This window comes from Nguyenibacter sp. L1, from assembly GCF_035199985.1.
GTDB classification, from domain to species: domain Bacteria; phylum Pseudomonadota; class Alphaproteobacteria; order Acetobacterales; family Acetobacteraceae; genus Gluconacetobacter; species Gluconacetobacter vanlangensis.
Window position 1 is genome coordinate 704,167 of sequence record NZ_CP127015.1, and the last position, 12,514, is coordinate 716,680.

Sequence of the window (12,514 nt, forward strand, 5' to 3'; positions counted from 1 at the left end):
CCTGGTCGCGGAGTCATAAGCGGGACGGAAGCGCGCCCGTCCTTGCCGAACGGCCGTCCCTAACGCGACAGATCGATCTCCACCGTATCGTCTCCCGAGTGCAGCCGCCTGATCTCATCACATGCCGCGATCCAGTATCGGGCTTTGGCGGCATCGCCATCGACGCGCGCCTCATCCAGGTGCGTCTGGGCGATGGCCAACGCGGCATCGCCGTAGCGGGCGTACAAATCGCCCGCTGTTGCTTCAGGACGAGATTCCACGCATTCCTCCCGCACGATACCGATCGCCGATTCTTCAGATTTGGGATCGGCCTGTATCTACGCAAGAGGGGTTCCTCCCCCCGATGCGGCATGTCATTAAGAAGGCCCGTTTGCCGAGGACATCTCCATGATCGATGGGTTGCACCATGTCGCCATTATCTGTTCGGATTATGGCCGATCCAAGGATTTCTACACACGCATCCTCGGCCTGCCGATCATCCGCGAAACCTACCGTGCCGAACGCCAGTCCTGGAAATGCGACCTGGCGGTTGGCCAGGCCCAGATCGAATTGTTTTCCTTTCCCGACCCACCCCTACGCCCTTCGCGGCCCGAGGCCCAGGGCCTGCGCCACCTGGCCTTTGGGGTGCGCGACCTGCAGGCCGCGATGCGCAGACTGGAGGAAGCCGGGATCGAGGTCGAGCCGGTGCGCCGCGACACTTTGACCGGCCGCGATTTCACCTTCTTCGCCGACCCCGACGACCTGCCGCTGGAACTGTACGAACTCGCCCCCGGGGGCTAGAGCAGACCCCCGTTCAAACGGAATCGGTTGAACGGGCGCCGCTCTAAGCCGGCGTCGCCGCCAAGCCGACCCGGCGGCTGCGGAACAGGCCCGCGGCGATCTGTCGGGCCTCTTGCAGCGAGGACATGATCTGTCCGTTCAGCGGGCGCAGCCATTCATGGATGGCACGGAACACGCGTGCGCCGTCGCGGCGGGACTGAATGACGACCCCGACGAAGACGCCGTCGATCTCGACGATTTCGGATTTGAACATAGCCGAATTCCCTCGTGCTGAAGCACGCGATCAAGGGCCCGGAAGCGTGCCCTGTCCCGTCGGCCGGGCCGGCGGAGACACCGGCTGCTATGCACACTCTCCCGCGTCGAGACAATAACAGGACGGCGAAGACTTGATGACATCCCCATGACAGGGCCCGCCGGATTCACCCGCTCCAAAACGTGCGATGGCGGCGGAATTTACGCCAGCGCAGGTGCGCGTCCCGATGAACGGCGATCTGATGGCCACATAAAAAACCCGTGACCGCCCCCAGCATGTGCTGCAGCCGCGCATCGTCCTCCGCCCCTTCGCCGAGTCGCGCCAGCAGATAGCGCGTGGTCAGCACGTCGCTGTCCATTCCCAGGACGTCCTGCAATGCCGACAGCTTCTTGATGAAATCCTTTGTCTGGTCCGAATCCGCATACAGCCCGCGGAAGAACTCGGCAGTATAGCGCAGCTTCTTCAGGGCCACGCGCAGCCGATGCCTGTCCTGGGGCGGCAGCAGGGCGAAATCCCGTCCGGCACGCAATGCCTTGCGGTGCAGCCGCTCGAGATGACGCGCGGAAAAATCGATCGCCGGCTCCTGCAGCGAATCCTGCGCCATGGCCGCCAGCGGCGTGACCCACAGCTCGCCCTCGACCATCTGGTCCAGGATGGTCTGGAGTTGTGCAGCGTCCTGCCCCGTCAAAGCCTGCCGCGCCTGGGCATAGGCCGACCGGCGCATCGGTTCCGCGCGCGGCGCCAGCGTTTTCGTTGCATCCAGGTCCATCAGCCCGAGCGGCTGGAGGCAGGGCAGCGTCGTCATCAGGAAGACGTCCCAGTTGCGGGCGTCGCCCACCGCCTTCGCCAGGACCTTGGCGCGGGTCGAGGCGCCCTCGAGCACCACGTTGGGATTGTCGTGCCGCAGCAGGCGGGTCAGGACGCGGAAGCGCCGCAAGGCGACGCGCACCTGGTGCACGCCTTCGGCATTGCGGCCGTCGATCGCGACCGGGACGTTCGCCGCCAGATGGTCGCGGAGGATCGTGACGATCCGTCCGGTCGCGACGCGGATCGTATCGTCATGCGCGAGCAGGACCGGCGCGCTGCGGTGGCTTTCGGGCATGTCGGTCGGGACGTGGTCGGGCAGGCTCATGACGATGCCTCACTTCATCCGGCGCGATGACGGTGTATGGAATCGCAAAGCGCGGGATGCGCGAAAAAGTTGGGATTTCATGGATTCCAGGGCGATGGCCATCGAGGCTGTTGCCTTGCCGGGTCCGAGATAGTGGGATATTTTGTTTGGTTTCGCATGACGAAAGGCTTATTTCCCGATGGTCGAGACGCTGCAGCAGTTCGCCAGCGACAATTATGCCGGCATCTGTCCCGAGGCGCTGCGCGCGATGGAGGACGCCAATCGCGGGTCGGCCCAGGCCTATGGCGACGATCCGTGGACCCAGCGCGCGGCCGAGGCGTTCCGTGCGGCCTTCCAGGCCGATTGCGAGCTTTTTTTCGTCTTCAACGGCACGGCCGCCAACTCGCTGGCGCTGGCGTCGCTATGCCAGTCCTATGAAAGCATCATTGCCGCCGATATCGCCCATGTGGAAACCGACGAATGCGGCGCGCCGGAATTCTTTTCCAACGGCGCCAAGATCCTGGTCGCGCGGACCGAGAACGGAAAATTGACCCCGGAGGCCATTCGCGGCTTCGCGCTGGGCCGGACCGACATCCATTTCCCCCGCCCGCGGGCCGTGACCATCACCCAGCCGACCGAGACCGGGCAGGTCTACAGCCTGGAGGAAATCCGCGCCATCGCCGCGGCCTGCCGTGAACTGGGGCTGAAGCTGCACATGGACGGCGCGCGCTTTGCCAACGCGGTCGACAGCCTGGGCTGCGCCCCCGCCGAGATGACCTGGCGCGCCGGCGTCGACGTGCTGAGCTTCGGCGGCACCAAGAACGGCATGGCGGTCGGGGAGGCGGTGATCTTCTTCGATCGCAGGCTGGCCGAAGGGTTCGATTACCGCTGCAAGCAGGCCGGGCAACTGGCCTCGAAAATGCGTTTCCTGTCCGCGCCGTGGGCGGTGATGCTCGAAACCGGCGCCTGGCTGGCGCATGCCGCCCACGCCAACCGCAGCGCCCGGCATTTCGCCGACCAGGTTGCCGGGCTGCCCGGCATCGAGATCCTGTTCCCGGTCGAAGCCAATGCGGTGTTCCTGAAAATGCCGGCGGAGGTGACCGCCGGCCTGCGGGCGCGGGGCTGGAGCTTCTATACCTTCATCGGCGACAGCGCGCGGTTCATGTTCGCCTGGGATGCCGATCGCAGCCGCATCGACGCGCTGGCGGCCGATCTGCGGGCACTGACCCAGGATGCCGCCGGCTAGATCGTCACCCGTCCTGCGATGGTGGTGACGACGGTGCCTCCGACCCAGATTTCACCCGCGTCGCTGGTGATGGCGATGCGTCCCCGGCGCCCCAGCACCGTCCCCTGCCGCGCGACATAGGAGGGGGGCGCCAGGCCCGCGCCGATCATCCACATGGCCAGGCTGGCGTTCAGGCTGCCGGTGACGGGGTCCTCGACCCCGTCCGGACCGCCGGTGAAGGCTCGTACCTCAAACAGCGCGTCGTCGCGGTCGAGGGCGGTGTCGAACGGCGCGACCAGCCCGACCTTGAGGTCGCCCAGTGCCGCGTAATCGGGCCGCACCGACAGCAATTCCGCGCGGCTGCGCAGCATGACGGCGACCCAGCCCGGGCCGTTATCGGCCCAGTTCGAAGCCCGGATGGAATCGGGCGGCAGGTGCAATCCCCGCGCGATCGCCGCCAGCACATCGGCCTCGACCGCGCCGGCCCGGCGCAGGGGCGGGGCGGCGAAGGCCAGCACCGCGTCCTGCCGCCGAACGGGCACCAGTCCCGCCTGGCATTCCTGCACGACGTGCCTGCCGCGCGGCACGCCGCCCTGCTGCAGCCACACATGGCAGGTGCCCAAGGTGGGATGGCCGGCGAAGGGCAGTTCCTGCTGCGGCGTGAAGATTCGGACACGGTAATCCGCATCGGGATGGGTGGGCCTGAGCAGGAAGGTCGTCTCGCTGAGATTCGTCCAGTTCGCGAATGCGGCCATCTGCGCGTCCGTAAGCCCGTCGGCCCCGGTCACGACGGCCAGCGGATTGCCGCCGAACGGGCGGGTGGCGAAGACATCGACCTGATGAAAAGCAAATTCAGCCATGTTTTGATTTCCGATCCTCAATCGCCCGTTCGGGCATCCCACGCCGCGCCGTCTTCGGTCCATGCCCGCTCCAGCAGGGGGGAATGGACCTGCGCGACGGCACGCGCCACGCTCGCCCGCCGGCAGTCCGACCGTTCCACCGCCGCCCGGATATCTTCCAGGCTCGCCGTTTCATCGCCGCAGGCATGGAGCGCGGCGTGCTCCAGCACGCGCAGGAAGTGCCGCGCGTGCGGCAGGTCGCCGATATCCGCGGCGCGGTATGGAACACGCACCGCCGTGGACGCGGTCTCATCCTCCTGCCCATGAGCCGGCCGGCCATGAAGCGCCATCAGGACCATGAGCCCCAGAACGATGATCATCCCGATGCTGGCGGCCTCGACCTGCACGCCGATACGTCCGGCGAACGCCCCGTCGCGACGGGATTCAACACGGTTTTTCCGCACCATGAACATCATTGATCACCCTCCAAGGCGAAGAGTCCCTTTCTGGTGGCAGATTGTACTATTACAATTTGCGCGAACTCTTCATGGCTGTAATTTTTCCTTGATACATTTCTTCGTCAATATCTATATTGTCATAGTTCAATTTGCGGACCGAGACCGGCAATGACGCGATGGCGCCCCGAGATTCCTTCCGATGCCGCGCCGCTCTATCTGCGGCTGGCCGATGCGATGGAGCGCGACATCGGCGCCGGCACGCTGCCGGCCGGCATGCGGCTGCCGCCGCAGCGCGACCTGGCCCACCAGTTGGGGCTGAGCATCGGGACCGTTACCAGGGCCTATGCCGAGGCCGAGCGGCGCGGCCTGCTGGACGCGCATGTCGGGCGCGGCTCGTTCGTGCGGGGCAGCCTGCCGGACCTGACGGCGCCGTCGGTCCTGTTCCACGCGGCCCATCCGGCGGCCGATCCGGAGACGGTGATCGACCTGCGCTGCAATACGCCGCCCGCCATCGCATTGTCACGGTCGGTCGAGCTGGCCGTCACGCGACTGGCGGCGACGGCACAGCTTGAGCCATCGGTACAATATATCCAGGGGACCGGGCTGCGCCTGGTGCGCGAGGCCGGCGCGGCCTGGCTGGCACGGCGGCATGGGCTGGCGTGCGATCCGGACGACCTGATCCAGTGCAATGGCGGCCAGCATGCGATCGGGCTGGTCCTGTCGTCGCTGTGCCGGCCGGGCGATACCGTGCTGTGCGAATCCTCGACCTTTCACGGCGCCAAGGTCGCGGCCGAGCATCTGGGCCTGACCCTGCGCGGGGTGACGATGGACGAGGAGGGGCTGGACCCCGCCGCGCTGGACCGGACGCTGGCCGAAACGCGGGCCCGGCTGCTGTTCACCCTGCCGACCCTGCACAACCCAACGACGCGCAGCATGAGCCTTGCGCGGCGCGAGGCGATCGTGCGGATCGCCCGCCGGCATGACGTCACGATCTTCGAGGATGACGCCTATTGCGCCTATGCCGGCCCCGGGGAGCGGCCGCCGCCGATCGCCGCCCTGGCGCCCGAGCGCACCCTCTATCTGGCCAGCATTTCCAAGGGCGTCTGCCCGGGGCTGCGCCTGGCCTTCGTCGCCCTGCCGCCCGCGATGCCGCGCGAGCGGCTGATGCGGGGCATTCGCGCCTTCGGCTATTGCCCGCCGGCGCTGGGGGGATTGATTTTCGCCCATTGGGTGGCGGAGGGCACCGCCGACGCCGTGGCCGACGCGGTGCAGGCCGAAGCCGCCCATCGGCTGGAAATGGCCCGGCGGATCCTGGGCTGCGCGATGGACCAGCCCGGCGCCAGGCACGCCCCCCATGTCTGGCTGCCGCTTGCGCCGTTGCAGGCCGAGCGCGTCATGGGCCGCGCGGCCCGGGCGGGGGTCGAGCTGACGCCGCCCGAGGCGTCGATCGTCTCGCGCGACGCGGCGTCGGGCCTGCGCGTGTGCCTGGGCGCCGCCGGAGACCGCGCCACGCTGGAGCGTGCCCTGACCGTTCTGCACGGGGTGATCCGGAGCAGCGACGCGGTCCGGACCGACAGCGTCGTCTGAGAGCATCACCGAGGAGCATCACCGGGCAGCATCACCGGGGGGGCATCACCGGGGGCACGGAACGCGCCGCCCGTCACGGGCCGGGGTCGCGGGGCCAGAGCTGGATCGCGCCCGGGTCGATCCTGACGCGGCAGGCGTCGCCCGTGACGCCGTCGGAGGGGTCCGCCGGAATGTCCAATATCGCCGCGCCCAACCGCAGGCGCATCGGATGCTGCCCGTCGCGCAGCGCGCCGCGCCGCAGGATCGCGGCCGGATAGTCGCCGTCGGGCGCCAGGCGGACCTGATGAGGCCGGACCGCCCAGCGCATTGCGGTCCCCGCCGCCGGGGCGTCGCCGGCGATGCGCAGCGCCACCCCGCCGCCGATATCCATTCGGCCGCATGGCAGCATGAGTCCATCGCGAATCTGGTCGGCCCCCAGCAGCCGCGCCGCGATCTCGCTGCCCGGACGGCTGAAGACCGATGCGACCGGGCCGGCGCGGACGATGCGGCCGCCATCGAGCAGGATGATCTCCTCCGCCATGTCCATCGCTTCGGCCGGGTCATGGGTCACCAGGATGGTCATGGCGCGCATGGGCCCGAGCACGCGCAGGACGTCGCGACGCAGCCGGGCGCGCAGCGGCGCGTCGAGCGCCGAGAACGGTTCGTCCAGCAGCACCAGATCCACCGCGCGCCGGGACAGGGCGCGGGCCAGGGCCACGCGCTGCCGCTGTCCGGGAGACAGTTGATGCGGGTAGCGGGCCGACAATTCATCCAGCCCCATCAGCTTCATCCATGCCGCCGCCCGGTCGGGCGTGCTGTCGGCGGCGAACGAAACCTGCCGCGCCACCGTCAGGTGTGCCGGCAGGGCGTAGCCCTGGGGGACGTAGGCGATGCGCCGGCGCTGGGGCGGCACGTGGCCGAGATCGTCGCCATCGAGGCGGATTGTAGGGCGGATCGGGGGGCGGATCGGGGGGCCGATCGTGGCACCGGCCGCGTCGTCCAGGCCCGCGATCAGGCGGAGGGTCATCGACTTGCCGCTGCCCGACGCGCCGAGGATCGCCACCCGCCGCGCCCGGATGCGGCATGCCAGGCGAAGATGAAAACCGCCTGCCCTGTGGTCGAGCGCGAGGGACAGGATTCGTGGCGGGGCGTCGCTGTCCGCCATCTCGACCAGGGGGGCCGGCATGCCGCCCGGCAGCGGAGCGTTCGCCCGGCGGGGGCGTGTCAGCGCCTGCCCCGCTGCCAGGATCGTCGCGGCCAGGAGCAGGGTCGGCGCCAGGATCGGCAGCATCGCCGGCAATCCGCTTTCGCCGAACGCGACATAGGTGAAGACCGGAAGGGAATAGGGGTGATAGGCCACCATGACCGTCGCCCCGAATTCGCCGAACGCGCGCAGCCACGCCAGGAGCAACCCGGCCAGGATCGCCCGCCAGGCCAGCGGCAGGCTGACGCGCCACAGCACCGCGCCCGGGCCATGCCCCAATGTCGCCGCCACGTCCTCGATCGCTGGATCGACGGCCGAGAAGGCCGAACGGGCCGCGATAATGGCAAAGGGGGCGGCGACGAACGCCTGGGCCGCGACGATGCCGGCGAAGCTGTCGCCGAGCCCCAGCGCGCCGAGCGGGCCGCCATATCCCAGCAGGAACAGCAGCAGGATGCCGCTGGCGAGCGGCGGGAGCGCCAGCGGCAATTGCACGACGCCCCCCAGCACGGCCAGCCACCGGCCGCGGCCCCGCGCCAGCAGATAGCCCAGCGGGATGCCCAGCACCGCCACCGCCGCCGTCGCCACCGATGCACTGGCCAGCGACACCGCCGCCGCCCGGAGCAGCGCCGCGCGGTCCACGCCGTGCCAATCCGCGCCCCCCATGCGCGCCAGGCCGGCCGCGAACGGCGCCAGCAGGGAGGCGGCCAGGATGAGGGAGAGGATGCGAACGGCGACGGGCATGCGCCCCATGGGCACGATCCGATTCGTCAGGCGGGGCGCAGCAGCGGGCGCAGGGCGGGTGGAACGGCGGCGGGATCGCCCATGACGGCGGGTGCTTCGTGGGGGCCGGGCACCTGCAGGCCGTATTGCGCCAGGACCGCCCTGCCCCGCGCGCCCAGCAGGAACGCCACCAGCCGTTCCGCGCCTTCGGGGTTCGGCGCATCGCGCAGGATGGTCACCGTATAGCGGGCCGAAAGGGCCAGGGCGGGCGGCAGGGTCATGGCCGGGATGTGCAGCGCCGCGGTTTCGGTCGCGTAGAAGAAGCCCACATCGATCTGCCCGGACTGCAGCCGCCCGACCAGGTTTTCCTCGGGCCGGACCTGGCGGTCGCCATCGCCGGCGTGAAGGATCCGGTCGGCGAGGCCGGGCTGGCGATAATATGTTTCGGCCTGATGCAGCAGCTTGACGGTCAGCGCGCCCTTGGGATCCAGCAGGGGGTCGGTGCGGCCGATCCGGACGCCGGGCCGCTGCAGGGCCAGGTACCAGGGGTCGCTTTGCAGCGCGGCCGCGAACCGGCCGCGCGGGTCATAGCCGAGCACCAGCGGAGATTGGGCGAACAGCGCGTACCAGCGCACATGATCGCCATGTGCCGGACCCAGCCGCAGATTCAGGGCGGGATCGGCACTGATATAGATATCGGCGCGCCGGAGGCCGGCCGCGATCTGGTTGGCCAGCGCCCCCGATCCGCCGGCATAGCCGCGAAAGACGTCTGTGCCCGTCGCGTCGAAGGCCGGCCCGATGCCGCGTTCCATCGCGGTCAGCAGCGATCCGGCATAGAGCACGTCGACGGTGCGGCCGCCGCGCGCCCGGGCGGCCCAAGGCAGCAGGCCGGCCGCCATCACGAACACGCGCCGTCGCATCCTGCCCCCGCCCTTCACTCTATATGGTCAAATATAGACTAAGGCCGGGTTTCGCGGCCGTGCAAGTGGCGGGACTCATGAAGGCGGCGTGGCGCCGGGCAGGTGCCATCCGTAATGCAGGGCCAGGAGGCGCAGCCCGAAGCAGGTCGCGGCACCGGCGCAGGCGACCGGCCTGCCCGGCAGCGCCAGCCGACGCCCCGCCACGACGACGAGCGCGCCGGCCAGCGCGGCGGTGGCGTAGATGTCGGACACCAGGACCATCGGGACGCGATTGACCAGGATATCGCGCATCACGCCGCCGCCGATGGCGGTCACCATCCCCAGCAGGGCCGCCCCCAGCGGCACCAGGCCGCGCGACAGCGCCTTCTCGGCGCCGGTGACGGCGAACAGCGACAATCCCGCCGCATCCAGGACCGCGAGCGGGTACCAGGCCGGCACCGGACGCAGGGCATGCCGCGCGGCGAACAGCGCCAGGCCGGTCAGGCATGCCAGGGCGGGATAGCGCCAGTCGCGGATGGCGCTGGGCGGGGTGTCGCCGATCAGCACGTCGCGGATGATGCAGCCGCCCAGCGCCACGACGCATGCCACGACCACGACGCCGAACACGTCCAGCCCGCGACCGATCGCCGCCATCGCGCCCTCGGCGGCGAAGACCATGGTGCCCGCGAGGTCGCCGGCCAGGACGATCCTGTCCATCCGCATGCGCGCCGTTCCGGCCGGCCTGCGCTGCGATGGGTGCCGATCTGCGGTCCCCCGGTCTTCGGTCCCCTGGTCTCCTGTCCCCCGGTCTCCAGTCATTGTGACCTGGTCCCTCTTTTCGTGCCGGGCCCGGCTTCCCAGCCTATCATCACACCAGGAACAGGAGAGGCCCGATGACGAACGCACCGGCAGACATCGCCACCGACCTGATCGCCCGTTACGGCGCGCAGGCCGCGGCGCATGCGACCGACCGCATGGAGGAAGCCCGCGCGCAGAACGAGATCGACGATGTGCAATGGTGGACCGCCGTCCTGAGCGCCATCGAGAAGCGGCGGCCGCCGTCCGGGAAGGCATGACGGGGGCCGCGCGGACACGGCCCCCGACCGCCGTCAGTGCCGGGGCGCCAGGATTCCGGCCAGCAGGTCGGGCGTGCCGGGCAGGCGTTCGAGATGCGGGTAGCGCAGGCCGCCATGATAGGAGACCGCGATCGTCACGTAGCGGTCGCCTTCCTTGAGCAGCAGCGCGATCGGCGCCGCGTGCGGGTCCCGTGCTTCGGTGATCGCGTCCTTGAGCACCGCCGGATCGTAGGCTTCGCCATTCACCGCGACCAGTTGGGCGTCGCGCGTCACCCCCGCCTGCCAGGCCGGGCTGCCCCATTCGACATTGGACAGCGTGCCGCCCTTGCCGACGACGAAGCCGACCGAATAGCTGAAATCGGCGACGTGGCGCAGTGCCTCGTACGAGGTCATGAAATCGTTCGGCCGGTCGGTATAGGCCAGGCGATAGCCGGCGCGCGTGAAGCCGTCCAGCGGGGCATGGGTCGAGGTCCGGTCCAGGCGCCGGCGCAGGAACGACGCCCAGTCATAGGGCTGGATATCGTTCAGCGCCTGCACCAGATCGGCGAAGCCGTAGGTGCTGGTGACGAAGCTGCCGTCATGCGTGCCGAAGAAATGCCGGGCGAAATCGTCCAGCGAACGCTTGCCGCCCGAGAGCTGGCGGATCAGCGTATCGGCATCCAGCCAGACGAGCTGGCCTTCGGAATAATAATCCTCGCTGCACTGCCAACTGCGCCATGAGAGCGGCGCGCGCCGGGCGATGACGGGATCGTTGGTGGTGTCCTGCAGCGGCCGCCAGGTCCGTCCCCGCCGGGTGTCGTACAGCGCCGCGACCTCGGCCAGCGCGTCGATCACCTGGGCCTGGGTCATCAGGCCCGCGCGGGCGGCCAGGACATAGCCCCAATACTGGGTCTGTCCTTCATAGACCCAGAGGCCGGACCCGCGCTGCGGCGTGTTGAAATTGGGCGCCCACAGGTCGGCCGGACGGCGATATTTGCCGTTCCAGGAATGGGTGTATTCGTGCGCCAGCAGGTCGCGCGCCGCGAAGGTCTTGTCCCAGTCGGTGAAATAGCCGCGCGGGCCGCTGTTCTCGCTGGAGCGATGATGTTCGAGGCCGATCCCGCCCAGTTCGTCGGTCAGGGCCAGCAGGAAATCGTAATGGTCGTAATGGTGCGACCCGTAGAGCAGGCCGGCCTGCGCGACCAGCGCCCGATGCGCGCCGATCTGCGCGTCGGTCGCCGCCAGTTCGGCCGGCTTGTCCGCGACCAGGTTGAGCGTGACCGGCACCGCCGCGCCGGGGGCAAGGTCGATGCGCCGGAAATAGCGGCCGGCGAAGAGCGGCGAGTCGACCAGCGTATTGTACGGCACCGGGTCGAAGGCCACCGTGTCGCCCTGCGTCCCATGCGCGCGCAATGCCGTGCCGTATTGCCACCCGTGCGGCAGGCGCAGGTCGGCCTGCACGTCGATGCGGCGGGTGAAATAGCCGGCCGGGTAGAGCGACACCGCGTTCCACTGCACGTTCAGCATGGCGGGCGTCATGACGACGCGTCCTTCCGCCGGCGAGACGGGCGACAGAAGCTGGAACGAGACGTCGAGTTCGTGCGTGCCTTTCGGCACCGGCACGTGGAAGGCGCTGACCGTGACGCTGTCGCGCACCCAGTCGACCGGGACGCCGGCCGCCTTGACCACCAGGCCGCCGAACTGATCGAGCGTGCCGGTCGGGGAATGATCGCCCGGCACCCACATCGGATAGAGCAGGGTCAGGTCGCCGCCCGACGCCGCCAGGGAAGCAGGGACCGGCACGGTTTCATGCACCGACAGGATATGGCGCGCCAGGTCGGTGGCATCGACCGCAAGCCGGATCGTGCCGCCGAAGGCGACGTCGCGCGGTGGAGGAACGGAATCCGGCAACGGCAGCATCTGGGGCAGCATCTGGGGCGGCGTCTGCGGCAGGGGCTGGGGTTGGGGCTGGGGTTGGCTCGCCGCGTGAGCGGGAGCCGCCAGCGCCGCGCCGAGCAGCGCGGCCAGGAGCGAGGGGGACAACGGGCGCAAGAGGCACATCTCTCGAAATGCAAGGCGGTTGGAAAAAGCGGCCGGGCCGGCCGCCACGGTCGTCGTCCGGCATGGCACGAAATTCACCGCCCTGCCACTTGCGCCGGCCCCGCCCGCAACGCGCCGGCAGGGACGCCATGGGCCGCGCTGGCGAACCCTTGTGAAGTTTTCATGACAAGCGTTGTCCCGCCCCTTTGGGTCGTCAAATTATTAAATTATGACAATCTTCCGACAAGGCATGGTGAAACATTTTGCAATTTTTTCAGGAACCCAGTATTGACGGCTTCGGTGCCGGGGCAGCCCTGCCTCCTTGTCTTTCCGCCTTACGCGGTCGCCGGCCGTTTTTCTTCGC

Annotated in this window: 13 protein-coding genes; 4 read left to right on the plus strand and 9 right to left on the minus strand. The window is 69.1% G+C overall.

The window, feature by feature from the left end; translation table 11 throughout:
• Window positions 1–59 precede the first annotated feature (59 nt).
• Window positions 60–260, minus strand: coding sequence for a hypothetical protein (locus tag QN315_RS03115; RefSeq protein WP_323991452.1), 201 nt, complete (start codon window positions 258–260; stop codon window positions 60–62).
• A 127-nt stretch (window positions 261–387) separates the two neighbouring features.
• On the opposite strand from QN315_RS03115, the gene QN315_RS03120 reads away from it, so the two are divergent.
• Complete coding sequence (locus QN315_RS03120; RefSeq protein ID WP_323991453.1) at window positions 388–780, plus strand: VOC family protein; 393 nt, start codon at window positions 388–390, stop codon at window positions 778–780.
• A 43-nt stretch (window positions 781–823) separates the two neighbouring features.
• On the opposite strand, the gene QN315_RS03125 is transcribed toward QN315_RS03120, so the two are convergent.
• A complete protein-coding gene (locus QN315_RS03125) occupies window positions 824–1,033 on the minus strand; it encodes a hypothetical protein (protein ID WP_176638638.1) in 210 nt (69 codons plus the stop codon).
• Between the two features lie 166 nt (window positions 1,034–1,199).
• Window positions 1,200–2,165, minus strand: a complete 966-nt coding sequence (locus QN315_RS03130) for a CHAD domain-containing protein (RefSeq protein WP_323991454.1) — start codon at window positions 2,163–2,165, stop codon at window positions 1,200–1,202.
• 178 nt (window positions 2,166–2,343) lie between these two features.
• Between QN315_RS03130 and QN315_RS03135 the strand changes: the two genes are divergently transcribed.
• Window positions 2,344–3,390, plus strand: a complete 1,047-nt coding sequence (locus QN315_RS03135; protein WP_323991455.1) for a low specificity L-threonine aldolase — start codon at window positions 2,344–2,346, stop codon at window positions 3,388–3,390.
• Here QN315_RS03135 and QN315_RS03140 read toward each other — a convergent pair.
• Both QN315_RS03140 and QN315_RS03145 read right to left on the minus strand, forming a co-directional pair.
• Window positions 3,387–4,229, minus strand: a complete 843-nt coding sequence (locus tag QN315_RS03140; RefSeq protein ID WP_323991456.1) for a PhzF family phenazine biosynthesis protein — start codon at window positions 4,227–4,229, stop codon at window positions 3,387–3,389. The genes QN315_RS03135 and QN315_RS03140 overlap by 4 nt on opposite strands.
• A 17-nt stretch (window positions 4,230–4,246) precedes the next feature.
• The gene (locus tag QN315_RS03145) at window positions 4,247–4,684 is read right to left on the minus strand and encodes a UrcA family protein (RefSeq protein WP_323991457.1); all 438 of its coding nucleotides are present in this window, start codon (window positions 4,682–4,684) and stop codon (window positions 4,247–4,249) included.
• Window positions 4,685–4,834: 150 nt separating this feature from the next.
• Here QN315_RS03145 and QN315_RS03150 point away from each other — a divergent pair, with 150 nt between their 5' ends.
• A complete protein-coding gene (locus tag QN315_RS03150) occupies window positions 4,835–6,253 on the plus strand; it encodes a PLP-dependent aminotransferase family protein (protein WP_323991458.1) in 1,419 nt (472 codons plus the stop codon).
• A 73-nt stretch (window positions 6,254–6,326) separates the two neighbouring features.
• Here QN315_RS03150 and QN315_RS03155 read toward each other — a convergent pair whose 3' ends face one another.
• The 3 genes from QN315_RS03155 to QN315_RS03165 form a co-directional block, all read right to left on the minus strand.
• Window positions 6,327–8,186 carry an ATP-binding cassette domain-containing protein gene (locus QN315_RS03155; protein WP_323991459.1) on the minus strand — a complete coding sequence of 620 codons (1,860 nt, stop codon included), beginning with the start codon at window positions 8,184–8,186 and terminating at the stop codon, window positions 6,327–6,329.
• A gap of 17 nt (window positions 8,187–8,203) precedes the next feature.
• The gene (locus QN315_RS03160) at window positions 8,204–9,055 is read right to left on the minus strand and encodes an extracellular solute-binding protein (RefSeq protein WP_323993809.1); all 852 of its coding nucleotides are present in this window, start codon (window positions 9,053–9,055) and stop codon (window positions 8,204–8,206) included.
• Between the two features lie 96 nt (window positions 9,056–9,151).
• Window positions 9,152–9,778, minus strand: coding sequence for a trimeric intracellular cation channel family protein (locus QN315_RS03165; protein ID WP_323991460.1), 627 nt, complete (start codon window positions 9,776–9,778; stop codon window positions 9,152–9,154).
• Window positions 9,779–9,948: 170 nt separating this feature from the next.
• On the opposite strand from QN315_RS03165, the gene QN315_RS03170 reads away from it, so the two are divergent.
• Complete coding sequence (locus QN315_RS03170; protein ID WP_176640557.1) at window positions 9,949–10,131, plus strand: hypothetical protein; 183 nt, start codon at window positions 9,949–9,951, stop codon at window positions 10,129–10,131.
• Between the two features lie 33 nt (window positions 10,132–10,164).
• Here QN315_RS03170 and QN315_RS03175 read toward each other — a convergent pair whose 3' ends face one another.
• On the minus strand, window positions 10,165–12,171 hold the full coding sequence (locus QN315_RS03175; protein WP_408904577.1) for a M61 family metallopeptidase: 2,007 nt from the start codon (window positions 12,169–12,171) through the stop codon (window positions 10,165–10,167).
• Window positions 12,172–12,514: the final 343 nt, after the last annotated feature.

What these genes read in the sequence shown, in the direction of transcription:
- QN315_RS03120 (WP_323991453.1), top strand. Translation starts at nt 388, where the DNA reads ATGATCGATGGGTTGCACCATGTCGCCATTATCTGTTCGGATTATGGC.
- QN315_RS03125 (WP_176638638.1), bottom strand. Translation starts at nt 1,033, where the DNA reads ATGTTCAAATCCGAAATCGTCGAGATCGACGGCGTCTTCGTCGGGGTC.
- QN315_RS03130 (WP_323991454.1), bottom strand. Translation starts at nt 2,165, where the DNA reads ATGAGCCTGCCCGACCACGTCCCGACCGACATGCCCGAAAGCCACCGC.
- QN315_RS03135 (WP_323991455.1), top strand. Translation starts at nt 2,344, where the DNA reads ATGGTCGAGACGCTGCAGCAGTTCGCCAGCGACAATTATGCCGGCATC.
- QN315_RS03140 (WP_323991456.1), bottom strand. Translation starts at nt 4,229, where the DNA reads ATGGCTGAATTTGCTTTTCATCAGGTCGATGTCTTCGCCACCCGCCCG.
- QN315_RS03145 (WP_323991457.1), bottom strand. Translation starts at nt 4,684, where the DNA reads ATGATGTTCATGGTGCGGAAAAACCGTGTTGAATCCCGTCGCGACGGG.
- QN315_RS03150 (WP_323991458.1), top strand. Translation starts at nt 4,835, where the DNA reads ATGACGCGATGGCGCCCCGAGATTCCTTCCGATGCCGCGCCGCTCTAT.
- QN315_RS03155 (WP_323991459.1), bottom strand. Translation starts at nt 8,186, where the DNA reads ATGGGGCGCATGCCCGTCGCCGTTCGCATCCTCTCCCTCATCCTGGCC.
- QN315_RS03160 (WP_323993809.1), bottom strand. Translation starts at nt 9,055, where the DNA reads ATGGCGGCCGGCCTGCTGCCTTGGGCCGCCCGGGCGCGCGGCGGCCGC.
- QN315_RS03165 (WP_323991460.1), bottom strand. Translation starts at nt 9,778, where the DNA reads ATGCGGATGGACAGGATCGTCCTGGCCGGCGACCTCGCGGGCACCATG.
- QN315_RS03170 (WP_176640557.1), top strand. Translation starts at nt 9,949, where the DNA reads ATGACGAACGCACCGGCAGACATCGCCACCGACCTGATCGCCCGTTAC.
- QN315_RS03175 (WP_408904577.1), bottom strand. Translation starts at nt 12,171, where the DNA reads ATGTGCCTCTTGCGCCCGTTGTCCCCCTCGCTCCTGGCCGCGCTGCTC.